Origin of the sequence: Actinoplanes sp. NPDC049118, from assembly GCF_040648555.1 — a bacterium.
In the GTDB taxonomy this organism is placed as follows: Bacteria; Actinomycetota; Actinomycetes; order Mycobacteriales; family Micromonosporaceae; genus Actinoplanes.
Genome location: NZ_JBEZDY010000010.1, coordinates 143706 through 161818 on the forward strand (window position 1 = coordinate 143706; position 18113 = coordinate 161818).

The following is an 18113-nucleotide window of genomic DNA, read 5'->3' on the forward strand; positions in this document are numbered from 1 at the left end:
AGTGCCCTAGCCCACCTCCACTGACGTCCGGGGGAAAGGGGCGCCGGGCTCCAGGGCCTCGAGGATGCTCGGGTCCTGGAAGTTCACGATCCGGTACAGGTCCTGCAGGTAGCCGAAGTCGCTGACGAACAACGACTCGATCGTCTTGGTCGTCACCCGCGACACGGTGCCGAGCTCGGTGACCACCCGGGAGAGCACGATGACCGTCGCATACGACTCGTTCTCCTTGACCCGGCCGTCGCGCAGCGGCTCGATCTCGTCGCGGGCGCAGGCCAGCCGCATGATCCCGGTCCGGTGCAGGGTGCCGTGCTCGTCCACATACCCCTTGGGCAGCGTGAACGGAAACTCTGTCTGCAAGCTCATGCCCGGTGCAGCCCCTCGTGGGTGATGACCACCTTCTCGGTCGCCACCTCGTTGCTGCCGGCGTCGAGCTCGGCGCCGGTCCACTTGGAGACCCAGCCGCGCTCGAAGTTCCAGCGGGCGACCTCGGCCTTCATCGAGTCCTTGATGACGATGGAGCCGTCGCGGCGGGCGGTGTCGATGTCGCCGTCCTCGACCTGCTTGCGCCACTCCCAGAGCGCCTTCGACTCGTCGATGCGCCGTTCGAGGGTGATGTCGCTCCACTTCATCGCGCCGGGCATCTTGGCGATTCGGATCTTGCCGTCCTTCGTCGCCTCCTTGTACTCGATGATCTCGGTCTCGGATTCGACGCCCGAGCACTTGCGGAAGCTGGCCATCTCCACTCCGCCGATCTCCAGGACGAAGTTGAACGTTGCCATCAAATCCGGCATCAGATCTCTCCCTTACTCACTCGCGGATCCGCCACCCTGCCACTGGCTGATCCGGAAGATGACGAACTCGGCGGGCTTCACCGGGGCGATCCCGATCTCGACGATGAGCTTGCCCTCGTCCACCGAGGACGCCGGGTTGTTGCTCTCGTCGCACATCACGTAGAACGCCTGCTCGGGCGTGGTGCCGACCAGCGCGCCCTGCATCCAGAGGCCGCGCAGGAACGAGGTGATGTTGCGCTTGACCCGCTGCCAGAGGTCGAAGTCGTTCGGCTCGAAGACGGCCCACTGGGTCCCGCGCTGGATCGACTCCTCGACGAAGTTGAAGAGCCGCCGCACGTTGATGTAGCGCCAGCTGGGATCGGTCTTGGCGAGCGTGCGGGCGCCCCAGATCTTGGTGCCGTAGCTGCCGAACGACCGGATGCAGTTGACGCCCTCGGGGTTGAGCAGGTCCTGCTCGCCGTTTGTCACGTCGTTCTCGAGCCGGACGATGCCGCGCACCGCCTCGTTGGCCGGCGCCTTCCACACGCCGCGGGCGGCGTCGGTGCGGGCCCAGACCCCGGCGACGTGCCCGGCGGTGGGCACGGTCAGGTAGAGCTCGCCGTTGTTGGCGCCGGGCCGGGCCAGCGGGTTGCTGATCACGACGTTCGGATAGTAGAGCGCCGCGAACGCCGAGTCGCGGGCCAGCCGGGAGCGCCACTCGAGGGCCTGGGAGGCGTTGAGCCCGGGCGGCGTGTCGAGGATGGCCATCTTGTTGTGCGCGGCCTCGCAGAAGTCGATGAGCTGCTTCTGCGCGCCGAGGAACATCTCCTCGTCGAGGCTGCCGTCGTCGCGGGTGGCCACGGTGACCAGGTCGGGTATCGCGACCATTGTGACGTTCTCGGCGATGGCCAGCCCCTGGTAGCCGGTCCGCTCGCTCTCGTTGCCGACCAGGTCCGCCGGGGTCACCGAGACCGTGGAGACGGGCGGCGCCTCGAGCGGGTAGCGGCCGGCGGCCGGGGTCCGCTCGGCCAGCGTGGCACCCTGCAGCGGCTGCACCTCGAGCCGGATGAACTTGGAGCGCTCGTTGACCGTCCTCTCGACCGCGCGGGCGCTGCGGCCGCTGAACTGCAGGCCGCCGAGCTCCTCCTGCAGCGCGCCGTCGGAGTAGACGCGCAGCGTGTACTCGGCGGGCGTGCCGTCGCCGTCGGCCGGGGGCGCGGGCGGCGGCACGACCTCGACCTCGAGGTGCGCGGCCGGGTCCACCGCGGACAGCTTGACGCTGGCCGTCTCCGGATTGTCGGCGGCGGGCAGGGTGAGCGTCGGGTTACCGCCGCCGGCACCGTTCGTGCCGGGGATCCGGCAGACGTACGCGGCGCTGCCGCCGTTCTCGAAGAAGCCGCGGACGGCGTGCGGGAGCATCGCCCCGCGCACGAAGCCGCCGTAGACCCGTTCGTACTGCGGCCAGCTCGTGACGAGCTGCGGCCGCACGCCGGCGGGGTCGGTGGGGTCGCCCTGCTCGCCGTCGTAACGCTCGGTGAAGCCGACGAACGCGGCGACGGCGGTGCCCACCCCCTCGATCGGCATGGAGCCGCTCGGCTGCTCCTCGATGTAGACGCCCGGTGCGCCGTACGACGCGGCCATGTAAGAGCCCCCTGTCAGGCCTGCACCGCGCTGGCCAGCAGCGCGGGGTCAAGATCGGATTCGTAGAACTCGCCGTAGTGCAGCGGCGGGAAGATCCGCATAAGCGGGTGGCGCGACGAGCAGGCGACCACCTTGACCGCCGGGAACCGGTGCACGATCACGTGCACGAGCTCCTCGGTGGCGCGCTTGTCGAGGTCGAGGACGATCACGTCCGGCAGCGCCTCCAGCAGGCGGGCGAGCACGTCGGTGCCGGCCGTGTCCATCAGTTCGATGCCGTCGATCCGCAGGATGTCCTCCAGGCCGAGGCGGTGCAGTGCGCTGAAGTCCCCCATCAGGACCCGAGTCATCGCGCGCACCTCCCCGGTCACCGCCGACCAGCCGAGCCTGCTCGCGTGCCCGCGACAGAAGAAGGTGCGGCGGTGCAGACGAAGGTGCAACCCCTACCGCAGGTTCGCGCCGACGGTGACCGTCTCGGTCGGCGGGCCCGCCGTCGCGCGCATCGCCGCGTCCATCGTCACCGTCACCACCAGGTCCAGCCCCGGCTTCAGCTGGCCGCCGAGCGCCGACCAGAAGTCCGAGTTCTCCGAGCCGTCCCCGCTGCGCAACCGCAGGCTCGGCAGCGGCCGCACCGCGGCGAACGCGCCCTGCAGATGCTCGCTGCCGATCACCGGGTGCAGCAGCAGCGCCGACAGGACGTCGCCGAGCAGCGAGTGCTCGTCGCGCACCTCGCTCGTCCACGCCGTCACCAGGTAGCGGCAGTCCACCCTGGGCAGCGGGTCGCGGCGGAACCGGCGGCCGTCGGGCTCCTCGACGATGACCTCGCCGTAGTCGCGCTCCGCGAGGTTCGGCCGGATGTCCCACAGGTACAGGTCCACCGTCGGGCGCGAGGACAGCGCCGCGGCCCATTCGCCGTCCGGCGCGGCGAAGGCCACGTCCACGTCCCGGGCCGGCAGCGGGACCTCGGCGCGCAGGAAGGCCTCCAGGGCCTCATCGAGCAGGTGCAGCATCGGCGTCTCGATTCACCAGGTCGAAGTAGCGGTCGAACTCTTTCTCGGTGCGCAGCCGGCCCAGCTTCTGGAACTCGCGCTTCACCGACAGGATCGCGTGGCGCATCGTGATCGGGCCGCCGTCGGTCGCCGCCAGGAAGGCCGCGCCGAGGGCCGCGTTGCTGATCACCCCGCCGGTGATCTTGAATTGGCGGGCCAGGAAGTCCAGGTCGACGTCCGCGACCGGGGCCGTCGCCGGGAAGGCACGGGCCCAGATGGCCCGGCGCTCCGCCTCCTCGGGTGCCACGAAGTCGACCGCCACCGAGATCCGGCGCAGGAACGCCGGGTCGATGTTGCGTTGCAGGTTCGTCGCCAGGATCACCAGGCCGTCGTAGGTCTCCAGCCGCTGCAGCAGGTACGCCACCTCGATGTTCGCGTACCGGTCGTGTGCGTCGCTGACCTCGGACCGCTTGCCGAACAGGGCGTCCGCCTCGTCGAAGAACAGCACCAGATCGCCCGCGGCGGCGGCGCCGAAGATCCGTTCGAGGTTCTTCTCCGTCTCGCCGATGTACTTGCTCACCACCGCCGACAGGTCCACCTTGTACAGGTCCAGCCCGAGGTCGCCGGCCACCACCTCGGCGGCGAGGGTCTTTCCGGTGCCGGAGGGGCCGGCGAAGAGGCCGACCACGCCGACCGACGGCACCGGGCTGAACCGCCACCTGCCGTACACGGTCTCCCGGCCGCGGTGGCGCGCGGCGAGCTCGCGGAGCTGGCTCTCCTCGTCGGCCGGCAGGACCAGGTCCGGCCAGGTGCGGCGCGGCCTGATGCGGACGGCCACCCGGTCGAGGTGGCCACCCGCGAGCCGCCGTACGGCGGGAGCGAGCTGTCCCGAGTCGGCGGCGGCCGCGGCGGCGACGAGCCGCAGCTGCTCCCGGCTGAGCCGGTAGGCGGGGTCCGGCTCGCGCCCGAGCAGCGCCTCCCAGTCGGCGGCGTCGGCCTCCCCGTCGGCCACGTGCACCTCCTGCCAGGGCCGCGCCGGGACGCTCTCCAGCGGCAGCTCCCCCGGCGACGACAACGCCCAGCACAGGTGGCCGGCCCGGGCCACCGCGTCGGAGTCGGCGGCGGTCAGCGGCGCGTCCAGCTGCAGCACGACGACGAGGTTGCCGATGGTGGCCTCGCGGACGATGGCGTCGGTCGCCGTCGCGCCACAGATCAGCAGGCCCGCGCCGGGCCAGCGGGACCGCACGGCGCGCAGCCGGCTTTCGCGGTCGCCGCCGTGCACCAGGAGCAGCCCGCCCGGCCGGCTCGGCGCGGCTCCGGCCGCCGGGGCCAGGACCGTGCCCGCCGGGAGCGCGGGGTCGGGCGCCGGGTCGCCCCGCAGGTGCCAGATCAGCCGCTCGGCGGGCTCGCCGGTGAGCGTCGCCCAGGGCCCCTCGCCCGCGAGCCGGACGAGGCGGGCGCGGCGCAGCCCGGACCCCGGCGCGAGCGCCCGGTCGGCGGGGTGGTCCGCCTCGAAGAAGATCCTGGCCAGGCTCGTCAGGGTGACCCTCGGCAGCTGCACCGAGTCCTGTACGTAGGCGACCAGCCGCTGCCGGGCCGGGGACAGCTCGACGGCGACCAGCAGCGCGAGCACCTCCGCCTCGCCCACCGAAAGGCCGGCGGAGCGGCACAGGGCGGCGAACGGCGACGACCCGCCGAGCGCGGCCGCGAACGCGGTGCGCGCCGCGGCGATCCGCTCGGCGACGATCGCCCGCACCGCGGCGACCCGGTCCGTGCCGGGGCCGTCGAGGCCGGGCAGGCCCGCCAGCAGGCCGTCGATCTCGTCGTCGCCGACGTAGAGACCCGCGAAGTCGCGGGGCGCCCGCCCCTCGGCCATGCGGCAGATCAGCGCCTCGCGCTGCAACAGCGGGTCCGCCAGCGGGGCCCACACGTCAGATGACACCCTCGCGGGTCGCCACGGCGACGGCCTGCGCGCGGGTCCGGCAGTTGAGCTTGGTCAGCACATCGTGCACGACGTTCTTCACCGTGCGTTCGGAGAAGCACAGGTCCTCGGCGATGCCGCGGGTGTCCATCCCGTCGGCGAGCAGCCGCAGCACCGAGCGCTCCCGGGTGTTGAGCCCGGTCGGTCCGAGGTTCGAGGTCTGGGTGACGTGCAGCAGCAGGCGCGCCAGCAGGTCGCCGGGCAGCGCGACCGAGCCCGCGACGACCGCGCGCAGGGTGGCGATCAGGTTCTCCGGGGTGAGGGTGCTGTGCGGCAGGACCGCGCCGACGCCCGCGTCGACCAGCTCGCGAACGGCCTGCTCGTTGACGTCGCGGACGGTGGCGACCAGCCGGGTGGTCCGGCCCTCCACCATGCGGACCGCGCGGCGCAGGGTCGGGCCGACGTACTCGAAGACCAGCACGTCGAGGCCCGCCGCGACCGGGGCCGGCGCCAGCGCCGAGCTCTCGCCCCGGACGACGAAGTCGGCCTGTTGCAGGCATGCCGCCATGCCCCGCCGGACGATCGCGTGGCTGTCGTCTATCCACACCGTCGGCGGCCTTGTTGAAAGCATGATCCCCCCAGATCAGCGGTGAACCCGGGTCGACCGCAGGCACATGATGCGCCGGTGAAGTCGATCTGAACAATAGGGCATTCGTCTAGTCGGAGATCCAACTCCGTCACTGTCGCCTTGCGCACAGGACGGTAGCGGAATGACGCTATACAGCGGTGGATCCGGGGCCCTACGCTCGGGCAATGCCGAGATACTCCGCGGAACAGATCTACGGTTTCGCCCGTCGTGCCGGGTTCACCCCCGACGAGGCCGCGACGATGACCGCGATCTCCCTTGCCGAGTCCGGTGGCAACAGCAGGGCGCACAACCCGCACGGCGAGGACTCCCGCGGGCTGTGGCAGATCAACGGCCGCGCGCACCCCGGCCTGATGGCCAAGTACAACCTCTACGACCCACAGGACAACGCGAAAGCGGCCTACGAGGTCTCCCGGCACGGCGCGGACATTTCACCGTGGACGGTCACGCACGGTGGCAGCAGCGCCCGCTATCTGCGCCACCGGGAGGAGGCGCAGAGCGCGGCGATCTCCTATGGGGACGGTCCGGGCCGCGGCGTCTGGTCCGGGACGCCGGGCTACGGCCACACGGTCTCCGCCGACCGCGCCGGCGGGACGGCGAACAATCTCGTACAACCCGCGGAGGGCGGCGGCAACGCGGCCCTCGACGAATTCCTGCGGGTCGCCAAAGCGCAGGTCGGAGACCGTTATGTCTTCGGCGCGGAGGTGAAGCTGAAGGACGACGATCCGGACGTCTTCGACTGCTCCGAATTCACCCAGTGGGCCGCGCATCAGGCCGGAACGACAATCCCGGACGGCGCCACCGCGCAATACCTGCACCTGAAGGAGAAGGGCCTGCTGATCCCGGTCTCCGAGGCCAAGGACACTCCGGGCGCGCTGCTCTTCTCCTTCGACCGCGAGCCGCGGCCGGGCGACGGCCGGACCCCGGGCGCGCACGTCGCGATCAGCCTCGGCGACGGCCGGGTGGTCGAGGCCGCGAACCGCCGGGCCGGCGTGCGGGAGTCGAACGCGGCCAACCGCTTCGAGTACGCGGCGGTGCTGCCCGGCATCTCCGACGGCACCGGCACCCCGCTCGCCACCCCGGCCGCGCTGCCGGCGCCCGGGCCCACCCCGCTACCGGCCCCGCTGCCCGCCGTCCTGCCGCCGCCCGAACTGGGCGGCGCCGACAGCGACCGGGACGGGCTAAGCGACGCGCTCGAACGCCGCCAGGGCATGGATCCGCTGCGCGCCGACACCGACGGCGACAACCTCACCGACGCGCAGGAGATGGTCACCTACCGGACGGACGCCCGCAAGGCCGACACCGACGGCGACCAGCTCAACGACGCGTTCGAACTGGCGCAGGGCCTCGACCCGCGCTCGCCGGACAGCGACGCCGACGGGCACCTCGACGGCAGTCTCGCGCCGTTGCAGGCCGACACCGACCGCGACGGCCTCGACGACGCCCTCGAGCGGGTGCTCGGCCTGGACGCGAGGCTCAGCGACAGCGACGCCGACGGCTTCAGCGACGCCCTCGAGGTGAACTCCGGATCGAACCCGCTCGACGCGCGGGACAACCCGCTGCTGCACGGCACCGCCGCGCCGGGCGCACCGCAGCCGGCCCCGCTGCCCGGCGGGGAGCAGCTCGGCGCCGACCAGCTGGCCGCCGGCCAGGTCGGCGCCGGTCAGGTTGGCGACCCGACCAACCTGCCGTGACCGCGCTGGTGAAACCATCATGGGCGTGGAACTGACCCTGCCGGCGACGCCCGTGACCCTGCCACCGGGCGTCGCGGTCCGGGTGCCGGTCGCGCTGCACAATCCGAGCCTCGCCGCGCGCGACGTCCGGATCACCATCGCCCGCGGGCGCGCCTCCGGCTGGGCCTCGGTAGACCCGCCGACCGCGACGCTGGCCGCCGGCGCGACGGCGACCGTCGACGTGGTGCTGCAGGCCCCGGCCGACCAGCCGCCGAGCGCGTCGCTGGTGCCGTTCACCGTGCACGCTGAGGACACCGCCAGCGGCGCGACCGCGGGGTTCGCCACCGGGCTACTCACGGTCGCACTGCCGGTGCCGGTGACCGGGGATCTGACGCCGCGGCCCGGCGCCGCGCAGACGTTCGACCTGCGCCTGGGCAACGACGGCGGACTCGCCGCCGACGTGCGGATCAGCGCCAAGCTCGACCCACCGGGCGGCAGCGCCGAGGCGCGGCCCGAGGCCGCCCGGATCGACGCGGGCGCGTCGCTCTCGGTCGTCCTGCGGGCCAGGCCGACCCGGCCCCTCGTGGGCGCGCCGAGACCGTACGCGCTGATCGTCACCGTGCACGACGGCGCCGGGGAGGACCGGCGGCCGCTGCTGACCGCCGTGGGGACCGGCACGCGCAGACCACGGCTGCCGAACTGGGCCGCCGGGACCGCCGCCGTCGTGCTCGCCCTCGGCGCCACCGCCGCGGTCGCCGTCTCCGGCGTGCGCATGCCGCTGCCCGGCCGCGACCGCGCCGCCCCACCGCCCAGCGCGGCGGCGTCCGCACCCGTGGCGGCCGCGGCCGTCGGGCGGCCGTTCGTCCTGGTCGACGTCTTCCCGCACCGTGGCGCCGACGGCGGACGGGCGGCCGCCGACGCCCAGCGCGCCAAGCTCGCCGCCGCGGGCATGCCCCTGCGGATGGTCGACAGCCTCGCCTCGGACGAGCTCGCCGACGACGGCGCCGGATTCTGGGTGCTGCTGCACGACGGGTTCGCGTCGCCCGGCGCGGCACAGGAATTCTGCACGCAGTGGCGGGCGGTGGCGCCCAAGTGCACGGTCACACCGTGAAGACCACCCCCGACACAGGCCGTCCGGCGGTGCCGCCGCTGGCGCGCTGCCCTTAAGGTCTGGAGCTGTGGTGATGCAGTACGGCTTGGGTGTCGACCTCGGCACGACCCAGACGGCGGCGGCGGTCCGCGTCGACGGGCGCGTCGAGATCGTCCGGCTGGGCGGACGCCGGGCCGAGATCCCGTCGCTGGTCTTCGTGCGCCCCGACGGCGGCCTGCTCATCGGCGAGGCGGCCGAGCGCCGCGGGCAGACCGAGCCGGGCCGGCTGGCGCGAGAGTTCAAGCGCCGCATCGGCGACCCGGTGCCGATCCTGGTCGGCGGGGTGCCGTTCTCGGCGCACGCGCTGACCGCCAAGCTGCTGCGCCACGTCCTCGACACGGTCACCCAGCTGCAGGCCGGCCCACCGGCGGTGCTGACGGTGACACACCCGGCGAACTGGGGGCCCTACAAGCGCGAGCAGCTCGACCAGGCCCTGCGGCTGGCCGACACCGGGCCGGTACTGCTGCGCACCGAGCCCGAGGCCGCCGCGCTGCAGCACGCGACCGCCCGCAGGATCGCGCCGGGCGAGACCGTCGCGGTGTACGACCTGGGCGGCGGCACGTTCGACGCGGCCGTGCTGCGCCGCGACGGCGAGGGCTTCCAGCTGCTCGGCGAGCCGGAGGGGGTCGAGCAGCTCGGCGGCGCCGACTTCGACGAGGCGGTCTTCGGGCACGTCCTCGGCGTCCTCGGCGGCATGATCGAGGGCCTCGACCCGGACGAACCGGACGTGATCACGGCCCTGGCCCGGCTGCGCCGCGACTGCGTGGAGGCCAAGGAGGCGCTGTCCTTCGACACCGAGGTGATGATCCCGGTGGCGCTGCCCGGGCTGCACACCCGGGTCCGGCTGAACCGCTCCGAGCTGGAGTCGATGATCGCGCCCGCACTGGAGGACACGGTGACGGCGATGCACCGGGCGCTGCGCGTGGCCGGGGTGGCACCGGGCGAGCTCGACGCGGTGCTGCTCGCCGGCGGCTCGTCGCGGATTCCGCTGGTCAGCCAGCTGCTGTCGACGGCGTTCGACCGGCCGGTGGTGGCCGACCCGCACCCGGAGCACAGCATCGCGATGGGCGCCGCGGTGTCGACGGCGTTGATCACCGGTGGGGTCTCGCCGTTCGCCGCCGCGGTCGCGCCTGCCACCCGGCCGCGCACCGCGACGGAGACGGCACCGCAGTCCGCGCCGGGAACGCCGGCGGGCACGAACGCCGCGGCGACGCCGGCGGGAGTCACCGCACCGGCCCCCGCCGCCGAAACGGCGGCCGCCCGGACCGCAGCGGGCAGCGGCGGCGCCGCTCCGGCCGCCGCCGCGGGTGGCGCCGCGGATGGCGCCGGCACCCAGGCCATGCCGGTCACCGCCGCAGGTGGGACACCGGCACAGACCACTCCGGCCGCCGCCCCGGGCCCGGCAGCGGCACCGGCAACGGCCACACCGGGCGCCGCCGGGACACCGCGGCCCTCGTCCGGCGCGGGCGCGAGCGATCAGGCGCCTCGGACCGCTCCAGGCACCCCGGCCGGGGTGCCGCACCAGCCCGGCGCGAACGGCGCGAGCGTCGCCGCGACACAGGTCATGCCCGGGGCCGGCGGCCCGCCCACCACGGTCGTCCCCGGCCGGGCCGCCGCGGGTGCCCAGCCGCACGCCGCACCCGTCGCCGACAAACCGGTCAGCGGCGGCACCGCCTACGGCTCGGCGACGCCGGTCGCCTTCTCGCGCGGCGCGGCCTCCGTGCCCGGGGCGGCACCGACGTCGCCCGGCCCGCCGTTCACCACGCAGGCGTTCGGCTCGGTACCGGCGGGCGGGACGGCCCCGCCCGTGGCGCCCGGCTCCCCCGTCACCTACCCGCCGATGCCGCCGGGGGCGGGCGAGGACGAGCCGCCGAGGCGCAACGGCCGCCTCCTGATCATGGCCGGCGCCCTCACTCTCGCCGTCATCGCCGGCACCACGGCGGCCGTGATCGCCCTGAACCGCGGCGACGACGGGAAGACCGGAACCCGCGCACAGCCCCCGGCCTCGCCGTCGGTCGCACCGCCGCCGCCGTATCCGACGGACACCATGCTCATCCGCGTCGACACCGGCGAGGACTGGCCGAAGGGCACGACCGCCATCAAGCTGCTCACCCCGGGCAGCCCGGAGCGCACCCTGATCTCCGACAACGGCGACGACGTGCTCCCCGAGTGGTCCCGGGACCGCAAGAAGCTCGCCCTGACCCGCAGACTCGACGGGGACACCAACGAGATCTGGGTGATGGACGCCGACGGCAGCAACGCCAAGAAGGTGATCGGCGACGTCACCGGCGGCCGGACCACCTGGTCCGCCGACGGCACCAAGCTCGCGTTCATGCGCAAGGTCGACGGCAAGGCGCAGATCTTCGTCATCAAGATCGGCGAGTCCGAGCCGACCCAGCTGACCTCGTCGAACGTCGTCAAGGACGACCCCGCCTGGTCCCCTGACGGCAAGACGATCGCCTACTGGGCCGAGATCGACGGCGAACGGCAGATCTACCTGCTGACGGTCGAGAACCCCGAGGAGCCCGGCAAGCAGATCACCAAGGGCGACGAGGGTCCCGCGTACGACCCGGCGTGGTCACCGAACGGCGAGACGATCGCCTACACCCACGGCACCGGGCCCGGCATCTCCGACATCTGGCTCATCGACAGCGACGGCACGGACCCCCGGCAGCTGACCTTCGACGAGGAGCGGGAGATGGACCCGTCCTGGGCGCCGGGCGGCGAGTGGCTGGCGTTCACCCGCGGCGTGCTGGAGAAGCCGAAGATCACCGTAATGAAGGCGGACGGCAGCCAGGAGGAGACCCTCACCCAGGGCGACGCCCGCGAGGGTCACCCCTGCTGGTCCTGAGCCGACCGGGCGCGGGCACCCGCCGCGCCCGGATCAGCCGAGCCGCGCCCGCCGCTCCTCCGGCAGCGCACGCCAGTCGTCGGCGAGGATGGCCATGACCGTCGCGTCCACCCAGCCCTCGGGGGTGCGCAGGGCGTCGCGCAGCACGCCTTCGGCGACGAAGCCGGCCTTCTCGTAGACGCGGCGGGCCCGCGGGTTGAAGTCGTACACCTCGAGCGCGATCCGGTGCAGGCCGAGCCGCGCGAAGCCGTACCCGACGGTCAGCCGGACCGCCTCGGTGCCGAGCCCGCGGTCCCTGCCGCCCGGGCCGAACATGACCCGGAAGTTGCACGAGGAGTTGTCCGGGTCGAACTGATTGAGGACCACCTCGCCGGCCCAGCCGCCCGTCGCCCGGTCCTCGACGGCGAGATCGAGCCGGTCGTCCTGCGCGCCGCGGGTGTCGTACCAGTCCCGGGTCCGCTCCTCGGTCTCCCGGTCCCAGGTCACGGGCCGGCTGCCGGTGAGCCGGACGACCTCCGGATCGAGCAGCGCGGCCCTGATCGCCGGAAAGTCACCGGCGGCGAAGGGCCGCAGCCTCACCTTGTCACCGGTGAGGATGGGTTTGACGGAGAAATCGACGGCCATCGGGCGATGATCGTGCAACCACCGGGCCCCCGCAAACCGGTTTAGGAGAGTGCGCGGCAATGTCTCATTGCGAGCGAACAGCACGGCCGGCCGCCGCTCGCACGCGGTCCGCCTGCGAGCCGGGCCTGGTCCGTGCTGCCCCAGGACGCGGCGGGCGACGGCCCTTGACTCACCTGGCCGGTTCGGTGTCCTGCCAGGTTTACGCTGCGTATCGCGGTGGTCCACAATACAGCGGTGCTCATCGTCCAGCTGGCCCGTGCCGCCGTCCTGGCCGCGGCCGGCGCGGTGGTCACCCTCGCCCAGCTGGAGCTGCCCAGCCGTTCGTTCTGGGCGCAGCGAACGGCGTTGCAGTGGATGAGCGTGGCGGTGGTCGCGGTGGCCGTCTGTTACGACGCGGTGAGGTCGGTCAACAGCGCTGTCCAGGCGCGCCGGATCAGCAGGTTCGACAACGATCTGCGCGTCGTGCTGAGCGGCACGGCCTTCCGGGTCGTGGAAGCCACGGGTGCACCGTTCAACAACGTCGCGGTCCGCTACTACCGCCTGCGCCGGCGGGTGCGGGGCCGGCGGCTGTCCCTGATCGGTGCGTTCATGGCGGGCTCGGAGGTCGCCGACCTGTCCACCGATGTGCGCATCGGCGTCGGGGTGGTCGGCACGTCCTTCTCGACGGAGATGATCCTGACCATGGAGTGGCGGGAGTTCGTCCGGGAGGCGACGCGGCGTGGCCCGGCCGCGTGGAACCAGCGGAGCGCGGCTGAGCGACTGGGATTGAGCTGGGGTCAGCTGCGCCGCTCGGCGCAGCCTGAGGGCGTTCCCGAGGGCGTCGTCGCGAGCCCGACGTTCGACGCCGCCGGACGGCCGGACGGTTGCATCCTGGTCAGTGGCATGCTCAAACCCGCCGATCTGGAGAGCGAGGAGATCTCCCGAATCCTGGATTGGGCGGCGACCGGCCTGGCTCGCGTCGGCGCTCCCCCCGCCGGCTGGTGGGGTTCGCATGGGCGCTGACCTCCCGGGGTACGAGCTGCGGCCGCCCATCCGATCCGGGACGGTCACGCACTCCTTCCTGGAAACGCTCGCCGAGTACGGCGCCTCGCCGGCGTTGCTGAACGAACTGTCCGCAGTCGCCACCGACGAGGCGGTCGCCACCCCGCCGTCCCATCCCCGGCGCGGCGCGAGGTCTCCGGAATTCCTCCGAGGACTGACGGGCTTCGTCGACGTCCCTGACCGCTTCGTGGGGATCGTGCGACGCCGGAGAAGCCGCGGCGGATCTCCGCCCAACGCACTTGCGCCGCGCACCCGGTGCTGGCTCAATCCGCTGCGGTACATCGTGCGCTACGTTCCACAGGTCCACGTGCCGGCCGGAACGATCGGCCTCGTGGACGCCCGTGCCGGCGCTGCCCGATCTCCGGAGCACCCCGGCAGGCGGGTCGAGGGCGCCGACCACTTTCAGGACGGGGCAGCGTTCCTCGACGGCGGGGGCGAACGGGGCAGGCAGCTCGCCCATCTGCCGGGCGGCGCCTACTACAGCATCAACCCGGATCTGTTCGAGGTGATCACGGTCGACCGGCCGGAGCTGCTCGCCCGGCACGGGCTCACCCGCGACGACCTGCGCGAGGTCCTGGTCCCGGAGGGCAACGTCGGCGTGGTGGTCGCGCTCGACGTGGGGCAGGCGCGCCCGGCAACCCTGGAGCCGGGCACCCACGCGATCAACCCGTGGTTCGCACGCGTCTCCACCATCCCGACACGCGAGTTGCTTCTCGAGTGGACGGAGCATTCCGCCGTACGCGAGGACGGCCTTGACCACGCGCTCAAGCCGATAGCCGTCGTCATCCAGGGCTACCGCCTCACCCTGGAACTGGCGCAGACCATCAGAATTCCGGCGTCGGCGGCGCCGGAGATCGTCCGCCGCTTCGGAGACGGCGAACGCGCCGAGCCGCGCTCGGCCGGTCGCGCGGCGGTGCAGCGCTTCGTCGGTCGGGTGCTCGGCGCCACCGTCGACGGCTTCTTCGCAGAGGCGGTCGGCGCGTACCAGATCATCGATTTCATCCTCGGCATCAGCGAGGTGCGGTCCCGGCTGGAGAGCAGGATAGGTGAGGCGCTGACACCCTGGGGTGTCGTCGCGGGCGAGACGACCGTGGGTGAACCTGTCGCACACGAACCGGAGGTCGTCGATCTGCAACGGACCCTTGCCGGGCGCAACGTCGAGCTGATCAGGGAGATCCGGCGACAGGAACGTCAATCGCCGGCTGTCAGCATCGTCCACATGGAAGCCGAGGTCGCCCGGCTCGCGACTCAGACGCAAGGTGAGCGGGAGGTGGAGCGGCTTCGCCGGGAGATCGAATTGGCGGGCCCCTACCGGGCGGCCGTGGAACGCGTCGTGGAGCAGATGGGCAGCTTGCGGGTTCCGCAGGTCGTCGGCGGAGATGCAGCCGAGCGGATGTTGTCGGTGATGCCGCTCGCCCAGGCCCGGGAGATGCTCCGCGTCCTGGTGAAAACGTACGCGGACGACTAGATGGGGCCGGCCACCGGACCGGCGCGGTCAGAACGAAGCAGTTCAGCCGTGAACTCGATAGGCCGCCGACGTCGCCCGCGTCACCGACCTCGCCGAGAAGGTGTCCGCCCGGCTCTGACGACGCCGTTCGTCGTCACGGCCGGTCCTGCGCTACTGGGAGACGGCGGCGAGGAGGCCCTCGCAGCTGCGGGCGACCGCGCGGGCGGCCGTGCGTAGTTCCCGGGGCGTGAACGGGTGCTCTGCCACGCCCTGCCATCGGGCCAGCGCGGCCTGGGCCGCCGTCGCGATCCGGGCCGGTGGCGCGTCCGCCGGCAGCCCGAGCCGGTGGTACGCGGCGCCGCCCGCCCCGCCGAGCAGCAGGTCCATGTCGGCCAGTTGCCCCTCGGTGCCCGGCATGCGCCCCGAGCGGACCAGGTGCAGCAGCCGCAGTTCGACGAACTCGTGCGCGCTGGCCCGGATCCGCTCGGCCTCGGCGGCCAGCGGCGAGCCCGGTGCGAGGAACTCGTCCAGCACGGCCAGCGCGGAGCGGGCCTTGAGTACCTCGCTGCGGCCGACGAACTGGGCCGTGAAGACCTCGCGGAGCCGGTCGATGCCGCTGTGCTCGGTCAGGGCCGCGGCCAGGTCGGCGGAGTCGTGCACCTTGCGCTCGCGGATCAGCCGAACGGCGAGCCGCACCCCGAACAGGCCGAGCCGTTGCAGGGCCTGGCGGCGCTCGGGTGCCGACGTGGCGAAGCGGTCCGCGGTGAGCAGCAGCTCCACCACGTCGGCCATGGGTTCGGCGGCCACCGCGGCCAGGGTCCGGTACTCGTCCTCGCGCAGGGTCGCCCCGGCCGCGCCGAGCAGGCCCGCGACGGGGACGACCACCGGGCAGAGCCGGCGCAGCCGCTCGTCGGAGGCGTACCGGCCGGCGACCCGGGCGGCCGCCTCCATCGCGTCGAGGCGGGCGCCGCCGATCTCGTCGGCGCGCGACAACACGCCGACGGCGTTGACGGGGGTGCCGCTGGAGAGGCCGTCGCCGTGGAAGGACTCGAGGAAGCGGACGTCGCTGGCGTGCATGTGGCGCAGCAGGTAGATGACGGCGTCGGTCTTGGCGGCGCGCTCGCCCTCGGCGTCGAGGAACGCCATCGTGCGCAGCGACACGTCGGTGGACAGCGACGCGATGCCCGGCGTGTCGATCAGGGTGTGCCGGCGCAGCCTTGCGCTGGGTACCCGCACCTCGAGGTGGTCGACCTGCTCGGCGGCGCGGCCGAGGCTGATCCGCACCGCGCCGTCGACCCGGTTGAACGGCCGCGCCTCGGTGCTGCCGTCGGTCAGGTGCGCGGTGACCGCGTACGTGGGGCCGTCGGCGTACCAGGTGACGATCCGGGTGCACTCGCCCGCGTCGGTCGGCGCCAGGCCCTCGCCGACCAGGGCGTTGAGCAGGGTGGACTTGCCGGCCTTGACCTTGCCGGCGATGGCGACGCGCAGCGGCTCGTCGAGGCGTCGGCGGGCGTCGGCGATCGCGACGCGCACGGCCGGATCGGCGGTCTCCGCACCCGCCCGGTCGAGCAGCGCGCGGACCTGCGAGAGCAGGGTGGGTGCGCTCATCTGAGCCGGTCCAGTTCGCCGCGCAGGGACGCGAGCTGGCGGGCTCGTTCCTGCCGGGCGGCCTCCGGCAGGGCGGCGGTCTCGCGTACGGCGGCCGCGGCCGCGGCGGCGGAGCGGTCGACCGCCGCCGCCCGGGCCGCGAACTCGTCGCGCAGGAACCGCTGGGTACGCCGGACCGCCTCGCGCGAGTCCCGCCCGACGTGGAAGGTGACGTCGTCGACGTAGCGGCGCAGCTCGGCCTTCGCCTGATGGCGCCGCTGCTGCATCTGGCGTTCCCGCTCCTGTTTGATCAGCCGGCGGCCCAGGGTCATGCCGGCGAGCAGCCCGATCGGCGCGGCGACGGCGACGTTGAACAGCGCGCCGAGCGCGCCGAGCATGTAGAAGCCGCCGTAGGTGACCCGGGCGGCGGTGAACGCGCCGAGGAACTGCTGCATGCCGGACTTGTGGAAGTTGACGTCCAGCTCACCGACCTTGCCCAGGCCCTGCTCGGGGGACGGTAGGTCGACGTCAAGGCTGTCGTACTCGAGGTCGAAGCGTTCCGCGACGTCGCGGGCGAGCTGCTCGGTGCGGGTGACCAGCAGCATCAGGTTGTCGACGGCGGCGGCGGTGGCCTCGCGGGCCGCCCAGGCCTGGAAGTCGCGCCAGGTGTCACGCGGGTCGGACTCGTCGAGCAGTTCCTCGCCGCTGCGCAGCAGCCCGCGCAGGCGTTCGCGCAGGTCGTGGTCGACGTCGGCGGTGAGGTCCTGGATGCCGTCGCCGAGGACGGTCTGCCAGGAGCCCAGGGCCCGGGTGCGGCGCTGGCGCTCCGCGTACCGGTGGGTGATCGCGGCCGCCGCGGCGGGCGATTCCGCCGCGGCCTGCTCGGCCGCCACGCGCTCGCGCAGCTGCTCGACGACGAACGCCAGCTCGGCGCGCGCCGCGGCCTGCATCCCGGCCCGGGCCGTGCCGAGGACGTCGCGGCGCAGCAGCTCGACCAGGCGGGGGAAGCCGGACTCGGTGTTGAGCTCGCTGCTGTCGCGGGCCTGTGCCCGCAGCCGCAGGAACGACGAGACGGCGATGATCGGCACGTCCAGCCCCTGCTTGGCGAGGTGGCCGGCGTTGAGCTCGACGATGCGCCGCCACTCGCCGTGCAGGTCGGTCTTGGTGACGACGCAGCAGACGTTCGGGCAGCGTTCCAGGGTGCGGCGCAGGAAGTCGACCTCGGGTGCGGTCAGCTCCTGCGCCGCGTCGGTCACGAAGAGCGCCGCGCCGGCCGTGGCGAGCGCGGCGAGGGTGAGGTTGCCCTGCGCGGAGTCGAGGCCGCCGACGCCGGGCGTGTCGATGAAGGACAGTCCGGCGCCGAGCAGCCGCCGGTCCAGGCGAACCTCGACGCTGCGCGGGGCGGCCTCGCCGTCGGCGGCGGGCGCGCCCTCGGTGACGTGCCGGCGCAGGTCGCCGAACGGCACGCCGACGGGGTTCAGGGTGCCGTCCTCGGCGGGGATCTGCAGGGTGACCGACGGCGGCGTGCCGAAGCGCAGCACGGTCGGGACCGCGGTGACGATGTCGGCGTCGACCGGGCAGATGTCGGTGCGCAGCAGGGCGTTGACCAGCGTGCTCTTGCCCTGCTTGAACTCGCCGACCACGGCGACCGCGACGTCGTCGGCGCGCAGGCGCTCGACGGCCCGGTCCAGCCGCTCGGCTAGGTCGGGCCGGTCGTTTGCGGTGGCCAGGCGGCGCGCGCCGTCCAGCTCGGCGAGCAGGTCCGTGGCCAACCGG

General features: G+C 73.3%; 15 protein-coding genes. 5 read left to right on the plus strand and 10 right to left on the minus strand.

The features are described from left to right. Window positions 1-6: 6 nt before the first annotated feature. From AB0B58_RS17615 to AB0B58_RS17645, 7 genes are all read right to left on the minus strand, one after another. Complete coding sequence (locus tag AB0B58_RS17615; protein WP_184993464.1) at window positions 7-363, minus strand: hypothetical protein; 357 nt, start codon at window positions 361-363, stop codon at window positions 7-9. Continuing rightward, complete coding sequence (locus tag AB0B58_RS17620; RefSeq protein WP_184993462.1) at window positions 360-791, minus strand: phage tail protein; 432 nt, start codon at window positions 789-791, stop codon at window positions 360-362. The genes AB0B58_RS17615 and AB0B58_RS17620 overlap by 4 nt, the downstream gene beginning before the upstream one ends. Before the next feature lie 12 nt (window positions 792-803). Beyond that, on the minus strand, window positions 804-2411 hold the full coding sequence (locus AB0B58_RS17625; protein ID WP_360224481.1) for a phage tail sheath C-terminal domain-containing protein: 1608 nt from the start codon (window positions 2409-2411) through the stop codon (window positions 804-806). A gap of 14 nt (window positions 2412-2425) precedes the next feature. Next, window positions 2426-2758 carry a hypothetical protein gene (locus tag AB0B58_RS17630; protein WP_360224483.1) on the minus strand — a complete coding sequence of 111 codons (333 nt, stop codon included), beginning with the start codon at window positions 2756-2758 and terminating at the stop codon, window positions 2426-2428. A 93-nt stretch (window positions 2759-2851) separates the two neighbouring features. Beyond that, entirely contained in the window at window positions 2852-3418 is a 567-nt protein-coding gene (locus AB0B58_RS17635) for a DUF4255 domain-containing protein (protein WP_360224485.1), read from the minus strand. Further along, window positions 3399-5327, minus strand: coding sequence for an ATP-binding protein (locus AB0B58_RS17640; RefSeq protein ID WP_360224487.1), 1929 nt, complete (start codon window positions 5325-5327; stop codon window positions 3399-3401). The genes AB0B58_RS17635 and AB0B58_RS17640 overlap by 20 nt, the downstream gene beginning before the upstream one ends. Window position 5328: 1 nt before the next feature. Next, window positions 5329-5949 carry a response regulator transcription factor gene (locus AB0B58_RS17645; RefSeq protein ID WP_360224489.1) on the minus strand — a complete coding sequence of 207 codons (621 nt, stop codon included), beginning with the start codon at window positions 5947-5949 and terminating at the stop codon, window positions 5329-5331. A gap of 182 nt (window positions 5950-6131) precedes the next feature. Between AB0B58_RS17645 and AB0B58_RS17650 the strand changes: the two genes are divergently transcribed. From AB0B58_RS17650 to AB0B58_RS17660, 3 genes are all read left to right on the plus strand, one after another. Then, window positions 6132-7658: an NlpC/P60 family protein gene (locus AB0B58_RS17650; RefSeq protein ID WP_360224491.1), complete on the plus strand. Its 1527-nt coding sequence runs from the start codon at window positions 6132-6134 to the stop codon at window positions 7656-7658. 25 nt (window positions 7659-7683) lie between these two features. Then, entirely contained in the window at window positions 7684-8748 is a 1065-nt protein-coding gene (locus AB0B58_RS17655; protein ID WP_360224493.1) for a hypothetical protein, read from the plus strand. Window positions 8749-8821: 73 nt separating this feature from the next. Further along, window positions 8822-11638, plus strand: a complete 2817-nt coding sequence (locus AB0B58_RS17660; protein WP_360224495.1) for an Hsp70 family protein — start codon at window positions 8822-8824, stop codon at window positions 11636-11638. 33 nt (window positions 11639-11671) lie between these two features. On the opposite strand, the gene AB0B58_RS17665 is transcribed toward AB0B58_RS17660, so the two are convergent. Then, window positions 11672-12262, minus strand: a complete 591-nt coding sequence (locus AB0B58_RS17665; RefSeq protein ID WP_360224497.1) for a GNAT family protein — start codon at window positions 12260-12262, stop codon at window positions 11672-11674. A 234-nt stretch (window positions 12263-12496) separates the two neighbouring features. Here AB0B58_RS17665 and AB0B58_RS17670 point away from each other — a divergent pair, with 234 nt between their 5' ends. Together AB0B58_RS17670 and AB0B58_RS17675 are read left to right on the plus strand one after the other, a co-directional pair. Beyond that, window positions 12497-13264, plus strand: coding sequence for a hypothetical protein (locus AB0B58_RS17670; protein ID WP_360224499.1), 768 nt, complete (start codon window positions 12497-12499; stop codon window positions 13262-13264). Next, window positions 13254-14771: an SPFH domain-containing protein gene (locus AB0B58_RS17675; RefSeq protein ID WP_360224501.1), complete on the plus strand. Its 1518-nt coding sequence runs from the start codon at window positions 13254-13256 to the stop codon at window positions 14769-14771. The genes AB0B58_RS17670 and AB0B58_RS17675 overlap by 11 nt, the downstream gene beginning before the upstream one ends. Before the next feature lie 150 nt (window positions 14772-14921). Here AB0B58_RS17675 and AB0B58_RS17680 read toward each other — a convergent pair whose 3' ends face one another. Together AB0B58_RS17680 and AB0B58_RS17685 are read right to left on the minus strand one after the other, a co-directional pair. After that, window positions 14922-16358, minus strand: a complete 1437-nt coding sequence (locus AB0B58_RS17680; protein ID WP_360224503.1) for a dynamin family protein — start codon at window positions 16356-16358, stop codon at window positions 14922-14924. Continuing rightward, window positions 16355-18109 carry a dynamin family protein gene (locus tag AB0B58_RS17685; protein WP_360224505.1) on the minus strand — a complete coding sequence of 585 codons (1755 nt, stop codon included), beginning with the start codon at window positions 18107-18109 and terminating at the stop codon, window positions 16355-16357. The genes AB0B58_RS17680 and AB0B58_RS17685 overlap by 4 nt, the downstream gene beginning before the upstream one ends. Between the last annotated feature and the right edge of the window lie 4 nt (window positions 18110-18113).